General features: G+C 40.5%; 13 protein-coding genes. 7 read left to right on the top strand and 6 right to left on the bottom strand.

What is annotated here, in order from left to right; translation table 11 throughout:
* Window positions 1-71: 71 nt before the first annotated feature.
* The 4 genes from NQ782_RS13275 (at window position 72) to NQ782_RS13260 (ending at window position 4,078) form a co-directional block, all read left to right on the top strand.
* Window positions 72-821, top strand: coding sequence for an SDR family NAD(P)-dependent oxidoreductase (locus NQ782_RS13275; RefSeq protein WP_000926503.1), 750 nt, complete (start codon window positions 72-74; stop codon window positions 819-821).
* Between the two features lie 75 nt (window positions 822-896).
* Window positions 897-2,198, top strand: a complete 1,302-nt coding sequence (locus tag NQ782_RS13270; RefSeq protein WP_057093944.1) for an MFS transporter — start codon at window positions 897-899, stop codon at window positions 2,196-2,198.
* A 19-nt stretch (window positions 2,199-2,217) separates the two neighbouring features.
* Window positions 2,218-3,063: a transketolase gene (locus tag NQ782_RS13265; RefSeq protein ID WP_057093946.1), complete on the top strand. Its 846-nt coding sequence runs from the start codon at window positions 2,218-2,220 to the stop codon at window positions 3,061-3,063.
* Between the two features lie 10 nt (window positions 3,064-3,073).
* Entirely contained in the window at window positions 3,074-4,078 is a 1,005-nt protein-coding gene (locus NQ782_RS13260; RefSeq protein ID WP_000080242.1) for a transketolase family protein, read from the top strand.
* Between the two features lie 80 nt (window positions 4,079-4,158).
* Here NQ782_RS13260 and metH read toward each other — a convergent pair whose 3' ends face one another.
* Window positions 4,159-7,845 carry a methionine synthase gene (metH, locus tag NQ782_RS13255; RefSeq protein ID WP_057093948.1) on the bottom strand — a complete coding sequence of 1,229 codons (3,687 nt, stop codon included), beginning with the start codon at window positions 7,843-7,845 and terminating at the stop codon, window positions 4,159-4,161.
* Between the two features lie 462 nt (window positions 7,846-8,307).
* Between metH and NQ782_RS13250 the strand changes: the two genes are divergently transcribed.
* Both NQ782_RS13250 and NQ782_RS13245 read left to right on the top strand, forming a co-directional pair.
* Window positions 8,308-9,939 (top strand): inorganic phosphate transporter, encoded by a 1,632-nt coding sequence (locus NQ782_RS13250; protein ID WP_057093950.1) that lies wholly within the window; start codon window positions 8,308-8,310, stop codon window positions 9,937-9,939.
* A gap of 165 nt (window positions 9,940-10,104) precedes the next feature.
* Window positions 10,105-11,439, top strand: a complete 1,335-nt coding sequence (locus tag NQ782_RS13245; RefSeq protein WP_057093952.1) for a D-serine ammonia-lyase — start codon at window positions 10,105-10,107, stop codon at window positions 11,437-11,439.
* A 43-nt stretch (window positions 11,440-11,482) separates the two neighbouring features.
* Here the strand turns inward: NQ782_RS13245 and NQ782_RS13240 are convergent, their stop codons facing one another.
* From NQ782_RS13240 to NQ782_RS13220, 5 genes are all read right to left on the bottom strand, one after another.
* Entirely contained in the window at window positions 11,483-13,030 is a 1,548-nt protein-coding gene (locus NQ782_RS13240) for a hypothetical protein (protein ID WP_000098361.1), read from the bottom strand.
* Between the two features lie 536 nt (window positions 13,031-13,566).
* Entirely contained in the window at window positions 13,567-13,731 is a 165-nt protein-coding gene (locus NQ782_RS13235; protein ID WP_000854552.1) for a hypothetical protein, read from the bottom strand.
* A gap of 109 nt (window positions 13,732-13,840) precedes the next feature.
* A complete protein-coding gene (locus NQ782_RS13230; RefSeq protein WP_057093954.1) occupies window positions 13,841-14,848 on the bottom strand; it encodes a formylglycine-generating enzyme family protein in 1,008 nt (335 codons plus the stop codon).
* Window positions 14,845-16,521 (bottom strand): arylsulfatase, encoded by a 1,677-nt coding sequence (locus NQ782_RS13225; RefSeq protein ID WP_057093956.1) that lies wholly within the window; start codon window positions 16,519-16,521, stop codon window positions 14,845-14,847. The genes NQ782_RS13230 and NQ782_RS13225 overlap by 4 nt, the downstream gene beginning before the upstream one ends.
* 170 nt (window positions 16,522-16,691) lie before the next feature.
* The gene (locus tag NQ782_RS13220; protein ID WP_000902942.1) at window positions 16,692-17,309 is read right to left on the bottom strand and encodes a rhomboid family intramembrane serine protease; all 618 of its coding nucleotides are present in this window, start codon (window positions 17,307-17,309) and stop codon (window positions 16,692-16,694) included.
* Window positions 17,310-17,466: 157 nt separating this feature from the next.
* Between NQ782_RS13220 and nfuA the strand changes: the two genes are divergently transcribed.
* A complete protein-coding gene (nfuA, locus tag NQ782_RS13215; RefSeq protein WP_000102721.1) occupies window positions 17,467-18,105 on the top strand; it encodes a Fe-S biogenesis protein NfuA in 639 nt (212 codons plus the stop codon).
* Window positions 18,106-18,254 lie beyond the last annotated feature (149 nt).

Raw genomic sequence — 18,254 nt, 5'->3', positions numbered from 1 at the left:
ATTGCTGGGCTTTGTGAAAAAAGGGATTCTAAGTCAGAACTCAGGAAATAAAGCGTAAAAGAGGATTCAACATGTTACTACAAGGAAAAGTGGCATTAATTACGGGTGCAGCATCAGAACGTGGAATTGGGCGAGCAACCGCAGAAATCTTTGCACAACAAGGTGCCAAAGTCATTATTGTTGATTTAGATCTTGCTCAAAGCCAAAACGCTGCAAAGGCGCTTGGCGAAGGACATATGGGTCTTGCTGCCAATGTTGCAAATGAAGAGCAGGTCAAAGCTGCTGTTGAACAAGCGCTACAGCACTATGGAAAGATTGATATTTTAATTAACAATGCGGGCATTACTCAGCCTATCAAAACACTTGATATTCAACGCAATGACTATGACCGTGTTTTAGATGTCAGCCTGCGCGGAACACTGATTATGTCGCAAGCGGTTATTCCATCTATGAAAGCAAACGGTGGTGGAAGCATTGTGTGCCTATCTTCAGTTTCAGCACAACGCGGCGGTGGTATTTTTGGCGGGCCACACTATAGCGCTGCTAAAGCAGGCGTGTTAGGTCTGGCAAAAGCGATGGCTCGTGAGTTTGGTGGTGACCAGATTCGTGTAAATTCTCTTACTCCCGGTCTAATTCAGACTGATATTACTGGCGGTTTAATGAATGATGACCGTCGTCACGACATTTTGGCAGGTATTCCACTTGGCCGTTTAGGTAAAGCACAAGACGTTGCAAATGCAGCACTATTTTTGGCAAGTGACCTGTCAGCTTATTTGACTGGTGTAACACTCGATGTAAATGGTGGCATGCTTATTCATTAATCGCTCACCATTTAAATAAAAATAGAATGATGGTCACAAGAGGATACTGTGGCCAAATGTAAAGGGATTCGCATGATGGATACAGTATTTTCATCTGAAGTAGATACAACGATTCGTAAATCGGCGTATCGAAAAATTGCATTTCGGCTCATGCCATTTTTAATGCTTTGTTATTTTTGTGCCTATTTAGATCGGGTAAATGTAGGTTTTGCCAAGCTTCAAATGATGAGCGATTTACAGTTTAGTGAAGCTGTATATGGACTAGGCGCAGGGATTTTCTTTATTGGTTATTTTCTCTGTGAGGTGCCAAGTAACATTGTACTTCACAAGGTAGGTGCGAGACGTTGGATTGCCCGAATCATGATTACATGGGGCATTTTGTCAGGCTGTTTTGCCTTTGTTCAAACCGAATGGCAATTTTACACCTTACGTTTTTTACTGGGTGTCGCCGAAGCTGGACTAGCTCCGGGTTTGTTGCTCTACCTCACTTACTGGTTCCCGTCTTACCGCCGTGCACGCATGACTGTACTGTGGTTTATCGCAATTCCAATTTCGGGAATGATTGGTGGCCCACTTTCAGGTTTAATCATGGACCGAATGAGCGGCGTACATGGCTGGTTTGGCTGGCAGTGGATGTTTGTAATTGAGGCCATTCCCACAGTGCTTGTCGGCTTGCTTGTACTTGCTATTTTAAAAGATTCAGTTCAAGACGCCAACTGGCTAACCCAAGGCGAAAAAAACTTGGTGAAGCAAGAGCTTGCTCAGGATAACCAGCACAAAGAAGGCCATGCTAGCGTCAAAGAGTTCATCGCAGATAAACGGTTATGGCTACTGGCAGGTATCTACTTTTGTGTAGTGATGGGCCAATACGCAATTACATTTTGGTTGCCAACTCTCATTCGTAACTCAGGTATTAGTGATAACTGGCATATCGGTTTGCTCACAAGCCTGCCTTATATGTGTGCCATTGTGGTCATGATTTTGGCGGGGCGTAGCGGCGACCATTTCCAAGAACGCCGCTGGCACTTAATTATCCCGATGTGTGCAGGTGCTTTAGCACTCACATTTGCAACTTTATTCGCTTCAAATCTAACGCTCTCTTTAATTTGCCTTTGCATTGCAGCCTCAGGTGTGCTGACGGCATCCTCTTTATTCTGGATGTTACCGACCAACTTTTTGGGCGGTGTTTCCGCAGCAGCAGGTATTGCAGCCGTCAATAGCTTTGCCAACCTTGCCGGATTTTGCTCGCCGTATTTAATTGGTTGGATTACTACTAACACGGGTTCAAATGCAATCGGCATGTTCTTAATCACAGCAGTATTAATTTTCGGTGCCAGTCTGGTTCTGCGTGTTCCGGCAAAACAGGTTAATCGTTAATAAGGAATAGTAAAAGACAATGTTAAATGTTGATAAAGCAGGCCAAATTGCCGAGTTGCAACAACGTGCCTACCACATTCGCCAACATGCTTTACGTATGGGGCAAGTACAAGGCCAAGGCTATGTTGGACAAGCTTTAGGTGCAGCAGATCTACTGGCAGTATCTTATTTTCATGCCATGAAATATCAGCCTGAAAACCCTGAATGGGAAGGCCGTGACCGTTTTTATCTTTCTATTGGACACTATGCAATTGCACTCTATGCAGCCTTAATCGAAGCAAAAATTATCCCACTTGAAGAACTTGAAACCTACGGTGCAGATGACAGTCGTCTACCGATGTCGGGTATGGCTTCTTACACACCGGGTATGGAAATTACAGGTGGCTCATTGGGTCATGGTCTTGGAATTGCAGTTGGTGCATGTCTAGGGCTGAAACAGAAAAAGTCGGATGCTTTTGTCTATAACTTACTTTCCGACGGAGAGCTAAATGAAGGCTCAACATGGGAAGCCGTAATGTCTGCTTCGCATTGGAAACTAGATAACCTGATTGCCATTATTGATGTGAATAATCAGCAGGCAGATGGACATTCCAGCGAAATTTTAGCGTTTGAGCCGATTGTAGACCGTTGGCAGTCATTTGGTTGGTACACCCAACGTGTAGATGGCAACAACATGGAAGCTTTGCTTGAGGCATTCGATCAAGCACGAAACTATAAGGGAACATGCCCACGCGTCATTATTTGTGACACCAAAATGGGTAAAGGCGTGTCGTTCTTGGAAAGCCGCGAAAAAACACACTTCATTCGTGTTGATGAACATGAATGGGACGACGCTTTAAATATTTTGACCCACTATGGACAGTAAGGAATACACCATGAGCCAGTTAGCCAATCCCCCTAAGAAAAAACTAACCACTTCGGCAATGATTGCTTCTATTGCTGCCGAGGGCCAACCGACCAAACCAGCTCCATTTGGACATGCACTGAATGCCTTAGCAAAAGAGCGTGACGATATCGTGGGTTTGTCAGCGGATTTATCAAAATATACTGATCTACATATCTTTGCCAAAGAAAACCCAGACAAGTTTTTCCAAATGGGCATGGCAGAACAACTTTTGATGAGCGCAGCAGCAGGACTTGCTCGTGAAGGATTTGTTCCTTTTGCAACAACTTATGCCGTGTTTGCATCACGCCGTGCCTATGACTTTATTTGTATGGCGATTGCAGAAGATAATCTTAATGTCAAAATTGTGGCGGCACTCCCGGGGTTAACCACGGGCTATGGCCCAAGCCATCAGGCGACTGACGATATTGCAATTTTCCGTGCTATGCCGAACTTGATGGTTATCGATCCATGTGATGCCTTGGAAATCGAACAGGCGATTCCTCAGATTGCCGCGCATAATGGCCCCGTATATATGCGTTTATTGCGTGGTCAGGTTCCGTTAGTGCTCGATAAATATAATTACCAATTTAAATTGGGTAAGGCACAGGTGATTAAACCGGGTAAAGATTTACTCATTATTTCTACTGGTTTATTGACCATGCGTGCGCTTGAGGCAGCTGAAGAACTTGAAAAAGAGGGCATTGAGGTTTCAGTGCTGCATGTGCCTACCATTAAGCCTTTAGATGAACAAACTATTTTGGATGAAGTCGCAAAAGGTGGCCGACCTGTTTTAACTGCCGAAAATCATTCAGTCATTGGTGGGTTAGGAGAAGCTGTTGGCTCACTACTTTTAAGAAATGGTCAACATCCTCGTTTTGATATGATTGGTTTGCCAGATGCATTTTTAGATGCAGGCGCATTACCCACTTTGCATGATCGATATGGTATTTCAACTGAAGCAGTTAAAGAGAAGATTAAGGCACATTTGAAGTAGAAAGATTAAACTTTCAAATTGAAAAGGGCGTGATGGGGAATTCCTTCACGCCCTATTTTTAAACAGGGTTATTTAAGAACTTAAACAATCGAGTCATCTAAATTCGGAGCTAACCAACGCTTCGCTTCATCCAGTGTCCAACCTTTACGTTTTGCATAATCTTCAAGTTGGTCTTGAGAAATTTTACCCACGTTAAAGTATTCACTTTGAGGATGAGAATAATAGAAACCGCTTACCGAAGATGGCGGCATCATTGCAAAGTGCTCAGTCAGTTTAGTACCGATTTTGTCGGTAGAGCCTAACCAGTCAAATAACACTGCTTTTTCAGAGTGCTCAGGGCAAGCAGGATAACCTGGTGCAGGGCGAATACCGACGTATTTCTCTTTAATCAGCTCTTCATTGCTGAGCTGCTCATCCGCTTTATAGCCCCAGAACTCTTTACGAATACGTTCATGTAAATGTTCTGCAAAGGCTTCAGCAAAACGGTCAGCTAATGACTGCACTAAAATTGCAGAGTAGTCATCACCTTTGGCTTTGTATTCATTGGCCAGTTCTTCTGCACCAAAAATCGATACAGTGAATCCGCCCAAGTAGTCTTGCTGCTCGCGGTCAGCACGAATGTAATCTGCCAAAGACAAGTTTGGTTTGCCTGTCACCTTGTCAGATTGCTGGCGTAAGTGCTCAAAAGTATGCGTAACATTTTGACCAGCTTCATCAAATACGCTGACGGTATCTGCATCTGTACGCTGAGCAGGGAACATACCGAATACGGCACGAGCATCAAAACGATTGTTGTCGATAATATCTTTCAACATTGCTTGTGCTTGGTTGTACAAGTCAGTTGCCGCTTCGCCGACCACTTCATCTTCTAAAATTTTCGGGAATTTGCCAGTTAAACTCCAAGAAATAAAGAATGGCGTCCAGTCAAAATAATCCACGAGTTTAGCAAGCGGATAATTCTTTAAAACTTGTGTTCCTAAAAGATTTGGTTTTGGTGGCACATAGCTTTCATCAATTTTAAAACCATTTTCAACCGACTCTTTATAGGTCAGTTTGGCTGCTTTTGGTTGTTTGTTGGCTAAACGCTCACGAATTTTGGCATATTCAGCACGATGCTCTTCAATAAATGCTCCACGCATTTCTTTCGAAAGCAAGGTTGTCGCTACACCAACAGCACGTGAAGCATCGGCAACATAAATTACCGCATCGTTTTGATACTGAGGGTCAATTTTTACTGCTGTGTGTGCTTTAGAAGTGGTTGCACCACCAATTAATAAAGGAATGTTAAAGCCTTTACGCTGCATTTCTTTAGCAACAAATACCATTTCATCTAAAGATGGGGTGATCAGACCAGATAACCCAATGATGTCACATTTTTCATCAATCGCAGTTTGCAAGATTTTCTCGCAAGGGACCATTACGCCAAGGTCAACAATGTCATAGCCATTACAGCCAAGTACTACGCCTACAATATTTTTACCAATATCGTGTACGTCACCTTTAACCGTTGCCATTAGGACTTTACCTTTAGACTGTCCTTCGGTCTTTTCAGCTTCGATGTACGGGTTGAGCCATGCCACTGCTTGTTTCATGACTCGGGCTGATTTTACAACTTGTGGCAAGAACATTTTGCCTGAACCGAACAAGTCACCGACCACATTCATGCCGTCCATCAGTGGCCCTTCAATTACATCTAAAGGACGTTTTGATTTTAAGCGGGCTTCTTCGGTGTCTTGGTCAATATAAGTCGTAATACCTTTAACCAAGGCATATTCAAGACGTTTTTCAACTGACTCATTACGCCATTCAAGGTTCTCGGCTTCTTTTGTTGCACCACCTTGTCCACGGTATTTTTCTGCAACTTCAAGTAATTTTTCAGTCGCAGCCTGACCAGACTCACCTTGATTCTGATTTAAAATGACATCTTCAACCGCTTCTTTTAGCTCGGTAGGAATATCATCATAAATAGCCATTTGACCTGCGTTCACAATACCCATGGTCATGCCTTGTTTGATGGCATGGTACAAGAATACAGAGTGAATGGCTTCACGAACTGGCTCATTACCACGGAATGAGAACGAAACGTTAGACACACCACCAGAAATCATGGCGTGCGGTAAGTTCTGTTTAATCCAGCCCGTTGCTTCAATAAAATCGACTGCGTAGTTGTTGTGTTCTTCAATACCAGTCGCAACTGCAAACACGTTCGGGTCAAAAATAATATCTTCAGCAGGGAAGCCTACTTCGTTTACTAAAATGTCATAAGAGCGCTTACAGATTTCACGTTTACGTTCAGCAGTGTCGGCCTGACCTACTTCGTCAAATGCCATCACAATAATTGCAGCACCGTATTGACGGCAGAGGCGGGCTTTTTCGACGAACTCGTCATAACCTTCTTTTAAGGAAATTGAGTTAACAACCGGTTTACCTTGTACGCATTTTAAGCCAGCTTCAATGATTTCCCATTTCGATGAGTCAATCATGATCGGCACACGTGAAATGTCAGGTTCGGATGCTACAAGGTTTAAGAAATGCACCATCGCATTTTGCGAATCGAGCATCCCTTCATCCATGTTAATGTCAATAATCTGTGCGCCAGCTTCGACTTGTTGCTGTGCAACTTCTAAAGCTTCTGCAAAGTTCTCTTCACGAATGAGACGTAAGAATTTTTTAGAACCGGTAACGTTAGTACGTTCACCAACGTTTACAAACAATGAATCATCATAAATATTAAATGGTTCTAAACCACTTAAGCGGCAAGCAGGTACGGTTTCAGGCACTTGGCGAGGCGCAATGTCTTTTACCGCATTGGCAATAGCTCGAATATGGTCTGGTGTCGTACCACAGCAACCACCAGTAATGTTAATCAAACCGCTTTCAGCAAACTCTTTTAAGAAAGCTGCAGTTTGCTCTGGAGTTTCGTCATATTCACCAAATGCGTTTGGTAAGCCTGCATTTGGGTGCGCTGAAACAAAGGTATCTGCGACATCGGAAATAGTTTTTACGTGAGGGCGCATGGCATCTGCACCAAGGGCACAGTTAAAACCGATTGAAAGCAAATCGCCATGACGAACCGAATTCCAGAAAGCTTCCGCTGTCTGACCTGTTAAAGTACGGCCTGATGCATCGGTAATGGTCCCTGAAATCATAATTGGTAATTCGCGACCAATTTGTTTGAATACTTCTTTGACTGCAAAAATCGCTGCTTTACAGTTTAAAGTATCAAATACAGTTTCAATCAGGATAATGTCTGCACCACCTTCAATTAGTGCATGAGTCGCTTCAATATAATTTTCTTTTAGTTCATCAAAGCTAATGTTACGAAAAGCAGGGTTGTTCACATCTGGAGAGATTGAACATGTACGAGATGTTGGCCCCAGTACACCTGCCACAAAACGAGGCTTGTCTGGCGTTGAATACTTTTCGCAAGCTGCTTTGGCTAAACGTGCTGCTTCACGGTTAATCTCTGGAACAAGATCTTCCATGTGGTAGTCAGACATTGAAACACGTGTGCCGTTAAAGCTGTTGGTTTCAATAATGTCTGCACCAGCATCGAGGTAGGCTTCATGAATACCTTGAATGATTTGAGGCTGTGTTAGAACCAAAAGGTCATTGTTACCTTTTAAGTCATGTGCCCAATCAGCAAAACGCTCACCACGATAGTCAGCTTCTTCCAATTTATGGCGCTGGATCATGGTTCCCATTGCACCATCAATAATCAGAATGCGTTTAGCAAGAAGCGCTTTTAGGGTGGCAAGCGTAGACATAGAAAACCCCGATCTTTATATGAATTTAAAAATGCGGCGCTATTGTAACAGAATAGCAGCACAAATGATGATCTACGAAGGTCAGTTGTAGCTGACTAAAAAGTTAAAAAAGAGATCGCTTTATGTCAAAAACAAAAGAATTTTCATGAAATATTCATCAAATGATCATGATATTGAAATATTTCATGCTCAATATGCCGAAATATTACAGTTGCTTTGTATGAAAAATAGACATATCGGTAATTTTATTTATTTTTTTGCTGTAAAAATAAGCACAAAAGGAGCTCATAATTAATGGTTTAAATTATTGTATTTTAAGAAAAAAATAAAAACAGTCGGGGAAAGGTGCATCAAATGAGGTCAAAATATAAAAAATTGACTTCATCAGGCGCCTCTTTGTCATATAATTGTCATAATTTAATTTAAGAATACAGAGGATTTTATTATCCTCTTACCGTCTGCATGAATTCTAATCTACCCCCTGTTTCGGATTCAAAACTTGCGGCAAACCTGCAAGCAAAATCGACGAATGTACATGTCCCGACACCTAAGTTTTTTATGCCGGTGTTTCTGACGATTATTATTGCAACACTTATTTATATTGGGTTTCAGGTCAGTGCTGATTTAGCGCATGTTCCACCTTTAAGCCTTTATTCAGTTATTCTTTTATCTACTGCACTCTTGATTGCACTAGGCTTTGAATTTGTAAACGGTTTCCACGACACTGCTAATGCAGTTGCAACGGTTATTTATACAAATGCTTTGCCTGCACCGGTTGCAGTCATGTGGGCAGGTTTTTGTAATTTCCTTGGGGTAATGGTCGCAAGTGGTGCTGTTGCGTATGGCATTATTGCATTGCTTCCAGTTGAACTTATTATGAACATGGGCAGTGGTGCTGGCTTTGCAATGGTTTTTGCATTGTTGATCGCTGCAATTCTTTGGAATCTTGGTACTTGGTTCTTGGGAATTCCTGCTTCTAGCTCTCATACCTTGATTGGTTCAATCTTAGGTGTGGGTATTATGAATCATCTGTTGAGTGCATCGACTGGCGTAACGACCAGTGGTGTTGATATGGATCAGGTGATTAAAGTAGGTAAGGCATTATTATTTTCTCCTTTAATTGGTTTTGCTTTTGCGGCAATTGTATTCTTGTTGGTTAAAACTATTTTCAAACGCCAATTAGAATTATTCCAGCCACCTGAAGGGAATAAGCCACCACCAGCAATCATTCGTGCAATTCTTATCTTTACCTGTACAGGTGTGAGTTTTGCACATGGTTCTAATGATGGCCAAAAAGGTATGGGTCTTATCATGCTTATTTTGGTTGGTTTAGTGCCATTAGCTTATTCATTAAATAAAAACCTCGATACACAGCAGGTTCAATCATTCCACCAGCTTTCTTCTCAAACTGCGGTTTTGTTAAACCAAAATCAACCAGAATTGACTGACGAAAAAGCGCGTTCGGTTTTAACTAAATACATTCAAACCAAGCAACAAACGCCTGAAGTTGTGCCTGCATTGGCAAGCATGACTGACCATTTGGGTGAGCGTGTTTCTAGCTATAGCAACTTAAAAGATATTCCAGAAGCTGCAATTAGCGAAATCCGTAATGACATGTATTTGAGCACAACGACGTTTAAGCGTTTGGATAAGGCAGATGCTTTACCAAAAATGGATGACTCACAGAAAAAGCTTGTGAAAGATTATCGTAGTAGCTTGGATTCATTCTTACAATACATTCCAAACTGGGTGAAAGTGGCAGTCGCATTAGCGCTTGGACTTGGTACTATGGTTGGTTGGAAACGTATTGTGGTAACTGTCGGTGAGCGTATTGGTAAGCATCACATGACTTATGGTCAAGGGATGTCTGCTGAACTTGTTGCAATGAGTACAATTGCTGCAGCAGATGGTTTAGGTATGCCGGTTTCAACAACACACGTTTTAAACAGTGCTGTTGCAGGTACTATGGTTGCCAATAAATCAGGCCTGAATTTCAATACTGTAAAAACAATTCTCTCTGCATGGGTATTTACACTTCCTGCAACCATCTGTTTGTCTGGTGGTCTATACTGGTTGTTCTTACAGTTTGTATAAGCTGTCTGTTTGAATAAAAAAAAGCCACTAGCATGAGTGGCTTTTTTTATTTCTATATTTCAAAAAAAAAACATTTTTTTAGGGTAAATTCACTAATAAGTTAATGGCTATCTAGAACACCTGTAGTAAACGGTTTAGCTTAAAATTTTTATGAAAGGATATAAGATGAAAACGGTTCAACTCGACCAATTAAAACAACAATTTCCACTCATTCAAACATTACAAGACTATCAAGAAACATTTTGGTTTAATCCTCACCGTTATCCTTTAAATGAAGCACTAGCGAAAGTGGGTCTTACAGAACAGGATGTAAAAGAAGCAGAAGCAAGGCTAGCGCGTTTCGCACCTTATTTGGCAAAAGTCTTTCCTGAAACTCAAGCCCAGCATGGAAAAATTGAATCAGCACTAGTAGAAATTGCGGACATGCAACAAGCTCTATCGCTACAAAAACATAAGACACTTACAGGGAAACTTTGGCTGAAAAAAGATAGCCATTTACCTATTTCGGGTTCAATCAAGGCACGTGGTGGTATTTATGAAGTATTGGCACATGCTGAAAAATTAGCCATAGAGGCGGGACTTCTCAAATTAGAAGATGATTACAGTAAATTAGACCAAGACTCATTTCGAACATTTTTTTCCAAATATCAAATTGCAGTAGGTTCTACCGGTAACCTTGGTTTATCAATCGGTATTATGAGCGCGAAGCTAGGGTTTAGAGTGTCGGTACACATGTCTGCCGATGCAAGGCAATGGAAGAAAGATAAGCTACGTTCACTTGGTGTAAATGTGGTGGAATATGCCAGTGATTACGGAGTTGCTGTAGAAGAAGGGCGTAAGGCAGCCGAACAGGACCCATTTTGTTTTTTTATTGATGATGAGAATTCGACCACTTTATTTTTAGGTTATGCAGTTGCAGGTTTGCGTTTAAAACAACAGTTTGAACAAAAGCAAATTAAAGTCGATGCAGATCATCCCTTATTTGTATATTTGCCATGCGGAGTAGGGGGCGGTCCTGGTGGGGTGAGCTTTGGGTTAAAACTTGCTTTTGGTGAGCATGTACATTGTATATTTGCAGAGCCTACCCATTCTCCGTGTATGTTACTTGGTGTTTATACAGGCCTGCATGATCAGATTTCAGTAAATGACATTGGTTTAGACAACATCACTGCTGCAGATGGATTAGCTGTTGGCCGTGCTTCTGGTTTTGTCGGACGTGCTATGCAGCAGTTAATTGACTGTTACTACACCATTCATGATGAATGTTTATATGAACTCATTGCGCTTTTAAATCAAACTGAGAATATTCAAGTTGAACCCTCGGCGGCGGCGGGCATGATGGGGCCATATTATGTGCAAACTACTCCTGATTATTTGGCTTTGCATCAATTGTCAGCTGAAAAGTTACAGCATGCGACACATGTGGTATGGGCGACAGGAGGAGGAATGGTTCCACCTGATGAAATGCAAAAGTATTTAACGTATAGCCAAAACAATTAATTGCACAAAAAAGCCCAATTCTAAAATTGGGCTTTCAACGTTATTATTTTTTAGAAAATTTCCTAAATGGAAGTTTCTCGGCTGCAAAGCCATAGATGGCAGCAAAAGGAAGAGCTGTACGCGCCAAATAAGCTACACGCCATAAACCGCCATGGTTAGCCCCCTCCATCATCAACTCTAGAGGGTGGTCGAGTACGGTTTCAGGGTTTGCAACAGAAGAATCATTTCTTAAGTCATGAATCCATAACGCCGCCATAATGGCATTCGTGGTTTCTGGACTAAATGCTTCTACATCAAAAAGTTCTGCGCCATTAAAAGCAGCTTTAAGAAGTGGATTCTTTGTGACCGAATGAGTTGTGGTAGATGGTGCGATATTAATACTTACACGTTGACCTTGATGACGGGCAAGTGTTGCACGCCATTGTTGAATACGTTTTGCCAAAGCATAGTTTGGTCCTTGTTCAACTACCAAACAGTCTGCAATACCATAAGTTTTGCCATTTTCGCTAGTAATCAAATCTTGATAAGGTGCTTGGAAAAAACGTTTGAGTGAGAGTGTAGAAACACCTTTCACAGCCATTTTTTGTAGTTGTGAACGAGATTTAAATTTCTCCTGAGCAGCTTCTGCAACTTCTTTAGGTACTGCATAAACATCGGTTGGTGTGCACATAAACATTAAGCTGGTATCAGGTTTATGTTCACTCACATATTGCATAATACTGTCCATTGCCATAGAAACACGGACATGTTTTTCTCCGTCTAAATAAGCAATAGCAGCCAAGTCTAATTTTTGAGGAAATTGAACTAACCACTGGGCAATTTCTGGTATTTGCGTTAATAAATTGGCACCCAATTTATCTCTCAATGCTGAAGCTTTTGCCGAAGAGTCAATTTTTTCAATACTTGGTGCAATAAGCGTTGCGTTTCCTTGCTGGATTGTATTTAGAATTTTCCCCCAAACTCGTGGGTTTGGTAAATCTATTGCAACAATATTCGCTTTCCATTTTGCTAGCCAAGGTAATGGTCCTGCTTCTGAGGCTGCACCAAATAACACCATCGTACGGTCAGATAAATCAAACCATTCAGGATGAGCAGCAGCTTCACGTAAAGCCTTAGCATGGCTTGGTTCAATAATACCTGCATTTTCCCATTTTTGAATTTGGTCAAGTAAGCTTTGCCCGCTCAGTTTTTGGCCTTTATATGGAACATACCATTCTGGTGCAGCTTCACTTTCGCCTTTAAATCTTACTGTATTTAAAGGAGTAGAAGTGGGGATGTGTAGAGCATCTTTTAAAAGATAGTGTTTACCATCGCGGTAATAATCAAAAAGATGATGAGCCTTATGCAATCCCTGTTTTGCAATGGTAATTGGATTATTGCTGTTAGTAATTCCGTGCTTAACAAGTGCCTTAAAGTAAATAGGATAATTTTTTCGCCAATTTTTTTCAGCCAAAATCTGTTGAGCAGTTTTATTATCTACAATAGATAAAGCTTCTGACAAAATCTCTTGGCCTGTAAGAGACGTGCTTTGCTTTTTGATCGAGGCGTGAATCGGAAATTGTAGACCTTCAGCTGGACTCTGGCTGGACATAAAATATCTCGCTTGTACGATAAGGTTAATATACAGGTGTATACATTATCTATGCCAACGAAAAGAAACGTGTGGCAATAACTGCCAAAATAAAATTCAATATTTTTGTGATGAATATAAGATGAGTCATTTTTTATGATAATTACATCGCATTTTACCTTCATTTTTTTTCACATTTTTAGAACATTTTTATAGACTTACGTTACATAAATAGTTATTTTGTATAGAGCGAATTCATCAGGTTTGACCTGAAGGTAAAATGATCAAAATGTATCAATAAAAAGATACAACGATGAGTAAAAACTAGACTTTTTTATTAAATGATCAGAAAAGTCAAACGAAATAAGAAAGAATTGGGGTGAAACTAGATAGAAGACAACGTAAGATTGTCTTTTAAAAATCTTGGGGATATGGTGATTTTTTACACCATAATTTTCTAGTTTCATCCCATCTAATTTTGGGCTGGAACCCTCCATTTCGGTATTCAGTTCATCATTTAATAGAAGTCTCTATCTAATGACTTTAAAAGAGTACTTCTAACAACGTCCTTTTTTCGCCTGTCCAGGTGGGCAAAAACCTCCTGGGTGTCCGTAATACGGAGAGTCAGGATCAATCACAATACTACCCTCAGGTGTATGTACTGCACAGGCTGATAATGACATTGTGAAAATTGCTGCGGCACAAAGAAGTAATGTTTTCATGTTGTTCTCGCTTTTTTATCATTCTCCCTTTTACTATAGAAATGTTTTGATTATATTTCGATCGGTTTTTGGTTAAAAAATATCTTTTAGCAGCTAAATTAAGAAGAAATTAAGGAGAGCGCAAAATCGTTCTAAAACCTACATGGGTGGCAGCTAAATCAAAATCTTGGGGATAGCGGCTACTATTACGATAACGTGAACAGTAATTTTCAGCACATAAAAACGATCCACCTTTAATCACATATTGAGTACTGCTCATTTCTTGTTGTCTTAAAGCAGAATAATTACCCATGTGCTGGTCATGCGCACCTTGATAAGGAGATGATGTCCACTCCCAAACATTTCCAATCATATCGAATAGTTTAAAACCGTTAGGTTTAAAACATCCGACAGGCGCAATACCAGTAAAATGATCTTGGTTCAGATTTTCAAAAGGAAATGCACCTTGCCAGTAATTCGCTTGTGGATGCTGGTGCTCATCGGTAGGTGCTTGATGTAAAGGAGTATCAGTTGGTGAGTTTGCTTTAGCGGCATATTCCCATTCAAGTTCTGTGGGTAAATCACGTCCTAACCAAACTGCATAATGTTCAGCATCATTCTTAGTCACGTAGCGTACAGGTTCATGAGGATTAGGAAGAGCACCATTTTTGCCGTTTGGTGTTCTCCATGTATATCCTGTCTTAAGTTGCCACCATTGCTGAGGATGATGTGGGTCTGGAGAAAAAACAGCAGCTTGTTTTTGTTTTTCAGCATCGGTGATATAACTAGTTGCCTTCACAAAACTCGCGAACTGAGCAACAGTGACTTCAGTTTGATCAATCCAGAAACCTTTAACTTCCCGCTGTTTTTTTCCAAAGTTAAGTTCATCTGGATAAGCTTTTTCAGAACCAAAATTAAAATGCCCATCTGGAATGAATACCATGCCTGCGGTTGTATTTTTAAGCCAGCCTGTAGGAAGTCCTGTATAGCTCTTACACTGTTCGATGGAACCCAAAGCAGCCGATTGAATGGCATGCTTTGGTAAAACCGTTTTAGCGTCAGCGTTATGTTCAGACTTGCTACAACCTGTGATGAACAACACGCCGATTGTAGTACTTAAAACCAGTTTCAATTTCATTTGGCGTTATATTCCTGTACGCCATTTTGTTCAGTGTATTTTTGATAAACCGCTAATAGCTCTTGAACTTTTGCAGGGTAAAGCTGCGCGACATTGTGATTTTCTCCACGATCAGTGGCAATGTTATAGAGTTCCCAAGAACTTGTTCCTAATTCAGGGCGACCTTGAAGTGCGATTTTCCATTCACCCTGTTTTGCATATTTACTACCATGCAATTCATCGGCAAAACTGAAATTGGTAGGGCGTATCGTTTGTGATTTATTTTCGAGTACAGACTTCCAAGAATAACCGCTTGGCGTATTAATGGTTCGGCCTTTATATTGCCCTTGAGGTACTGGAATATGAGCATAATCTAATAACGTTGGAAAAACGTCGAGTACCGATGCAAAGCTATGATTGGTTTCTTCAGCTTTCTTTTGGTTTGGTAATTTCACAATAGCAGGAGCGGTAGTTGCACCTTCACCAGCTGTATCTTTCCATAAGTGGAAAGGTGCTGCACTGACCTCGGCCCAACGTGGTCCAATATAATGGTAAGAAGTAGAGGTACCTACATTTGCTACAGAATTATCAAAACCTGATTCACTGCCATAGCTTCCGCGAACAAAACCTTCTGCGCCATTATCAGAAACAAAGAAAATTAAAGTGTTGTCGTAAAGATTATTTTGTTTGAGATATTGAATAATTCTGCCTACATTGGCATCAAGATTTTCTACCATGCCTGCGTAGATTTCCATTTTGCGTGCTTCAAGCGCTTTTTGTTCAGCTGTTAACTCATTCCACTTGCCATATTTTTGTGGTGCATTTTGAGTTGCAATTGGTTCAGCAGCCTCAAAATTTACTGGAATAATTCCAAGCTGCTTTTGGCGTGCAATACGGGCATTACGGATAGCATCGTAACCAACGTCATAAACGCCACGATATTTTTCACGGTATTCTGCTGGCGCTTGTATAGGCCAGTGGGGTGCTGTGTAGGCTGCATAGGCAAAAAATGGTTTGCCACTATTTTTACCTGACTCTAAATAGCTAAGTAATTTGTCGGTAAAATAATTGGTCGAGAAAAAGTCATCAGGCAATGCTGAAACAGGAATAATTTGCCCATCTTCGGTATAGGTTGAATTTCGCTTAAACGCACTTGGAGCTTGTTTAAAGTGATGGTCTAAACCTTGTAATAAGGTAAATGAATGATCAAAACCTTTAGCATGTGCATTGGTTTCAGGTGTTAATCCCAAATGCCATTTACCGCTAATATAAGTTCGATAACCATTATCTTTGAGTACCTGAGCAATCGATAGTGAGCGTTCATTTAAATAGCCTTCGTAGCCAGGCTGTCCTTTTAAATGGTCCGGGGTAAGTTCTGCCATAGCACCTATACCTGCCAAGTGGTGATCAGTACCAGAAATGAGTTGTGAACGAGTAGGCGAGCATGTAGGTGCAGTATGATAGTCAGTTAAAATTCGGCCTTCTTGCGCTAAACTATCAATGTTCGGGGTATGAATTTCGCCACCAAAAGCTCCTAAATCTGAATAGCCTAAGTCATCGGCCATAATGAATAAAATATTCGGCTGCTTTGGTGTACTTACCGCAGTTTCTTGTGAATCATTATTGTTACATCCAGCTAAAGATAAGCTAAATAAAGCAATAGAAAGACTAGATAGAAGAGCTTTGTACTTCATTGTATCATCTGAATTATTAAAAGAATTGTGCTTGAGTTTAATCAGATGGTTTTTGCAATCAAAACAAGGAATTGATCAAAGAAAATCAGAAAAATATCTGAGAATTTATCTTGATAAATAAATGAGAAAAAAAGAAAAGCCCATATTGGGCTTTTCTCAAAAATATGGATTTAAAAAGGTAGGCGAGTAAGTTGATCTAAGAAATGAGGAATCACTCTTGGCTCAATCAAAATCGTTACAATTACGCCGTAAGCCGCACCCCATAAATGGGCACTATGATTAATATGCGTATTGCCACGTTTACCTGCCCAAATGCTATAAGCAACATAGAGAACTGCAAAAATAATAGCTGGCACAGGGATGAAAAATACAAAAATCAGCTTCCACGGCTGAAATAAAATATAGGCAAACAGAACAGCAGATACGGCTCCTGAAGCACCTAGACTTGCCCAGTTTGCATCATTTTTATGTTGTAGGTAGCTTGGCAAGATCGCAAAAATTAATCCGCCTAAATAGAACAGCACAAAACCCATGTCATAAAAATATTGGCGATAAAAACTTTCGATGATGCTGCCAAAGAAAAACAGGGTAATCATATTAAAGAGCAAATGAGTACCATCTGCATGGATAAAACCATGAGTAATGAATCGATCAAATTGTCCACGTTGCATTGCAGGCGGCCAGAAGATCAGACGGTTCATGACATTTTGATTGCTAAAAGCAAGTAAAGACACAATGACCGTAATAATAATAAGAGTAATGGTGTGATTAAACGGCAAATGCAACATAAGAAATATTTAAAAATGATCAATACTAATGGCAATAATGCCATTAAAAACACAACTTGAAACCCTGTTGTGTATAAATCCGACAAATTTAGTTGATTTTTTTTAAATCTACCTCATCTTCGGTTAATATAAAGGCATCAGCTTGAGGAATATTGTTATGTCGACTGAGAACACCAACACTGCTGTTGCAGAAGAAATTCCGAACCTTTTGATTACACCATCTGCACAAGAGTATTTGCACGAATTATTGGCGAAGCAAAATACTCCGGGAATTGGCGTTCGAATTTTTGTTGAACATCCGGGTACACCACGTGCAGAGTGCTGTATGGCATATAGTGCACCAGAAGAAGTGGTGCCAACGGATTATAAACAGGACTATCCTGATTTCCCTGCATATATTGATGCGCCGTCTATCCCTTATCTTTTAGACGCTGTTATTGACTACAACAAAGATCGTTTTGGTGGTCAGTTAACTTTCCGTGCTCCAAACTCTAAAGTGCCGCGCGTAGGGCCTGATGCATCAATTGAAGAGCGTATTACCTATGTACTTCAAGCAGAAATTAACCCGGGTCTTGCAGGACACGGCGGTAACTGTAGCTTAGTTGAAGTGCAAGATGACCCTGAACATGGTCTTACTGCTGTATTGAAATTTGGTGGCGGTTGCCAAGGTTGCTCAGCAATTGATGTGACTTTAAAACAAGGTGTTGAAACAACTTTGAAAGAACACATTCCTGAACTACAACGTGTGGTTGACCAAACAGACCATACACAAGCAGAAGGTGCTTATTTCAAATAATTAAATTATTTGAAAAGTGAAATAAAAAAGCCTCGGAATGAGGTTTTTTTATTATTCAATATAAATAATGATAATTATTATCAATATCATTTGTAATTTTATTTATCTTTGTTACAATGCGAAACTGAAAATGAGAGATGTTTAATAAA

The organism is Acinetobacter sp. BD54, from assembly GCF_044778325.1.
GTDB lineage: Bacteria > Pseudomonadota > Gammaproteobacteria > Pseudomonadales > Moraxellaceae > Acinetobacter > Acinetobacter baumannii.
This window is presented reverse-complemented; position numbering and strand designations above follow the sequence as displayed.

Coding starts and splice junctions, on each gene's coding strand:
- NQ782_RS13240 (WP_000098361.1), bottom strand. CDS start 13,030: ATGTCCAGCCAGAGTCCAGCTGAAGGTCTACAATTTCCGATTCACGCC.
- NQ782_RS13270 (WP_057093944.1), top strand. CDS start 897: ATGGATACAGTATTTTCATCTGAAGTAGATACAACGATTCGTAAATCG.
- NQ782_RS13265 (WP_057093946.1), top strand. CDS start 2,218: ATGTTAAATGTTGATAAAGCAGGCCAAATTGCCGAGTTGCAACAACGT.
- metH (WP_057093948.1), bottom strand. CDS start 7,845: ATGTCTACGCTTGCCACCCTAAAAGCGCTTCTTGCTAAACGCATTCTG.
- NQ782_RS13220 (WP_000902942.1), bottom strand. CDS start 17,309: ATGTTGCATTTGCCGTTTAATCACACCATTACTCTTATTATTATTACG.
- NQ782_RS13245 (WP_057093952.1), top strand. CDS start 10,105: ATGAAAACGGTTCAACTCGACCAATTAAAACAACAATTTCCACTCATT.
- nfuA (WP_000102721.1), top strand. CDS start 17,467: ATGTCGACTGAGAACACCAACACTGCTGTTGCAGAAGAAATTCCGAAC.
- NQ782_RS13275 (WP_000926503.1), top strand. CDS start 72: ATGTTACTACAAGGAAAAGTGGCATTAATTACGGGTGCAGCATCAGAA.
- NQ782_RS13250 (WP_057093950.1), top strand. CDS start 8,308: ATGAATTCTAATCTACCCCCTGTTTCGGATTCAAAACTTGCGGCAAAC.
- NQ782_RS13225 (WP_057093956.1), bottom strand. CDS start 16,521: ATGAAGTACAAAGCTCTTCTATCTAGTCTTTCTATTGCTTTATTTAGC.
- NQ782_RS13230 (WP_057093954.1), bottom strand. CDS start 14,848: ATGAAATTGAAACTGGTTTTAAGTACTACAATCGGCGTGTTGTTCATC.
- NQ782_RS13260 (WP_000080242.1), top strand. CDS start 3,074: ATGAGCCAGTTAGCCAATCCCCCTAAGAAAAAACTAACCACTTCGGCA.
- NQ782_RS13235 (WP_000854552.1), bottom strand. CDS start 13,731: ATGAAAACATTACTTCTTTGTGCCGCAGCAATTTTCACAATGTCATTA.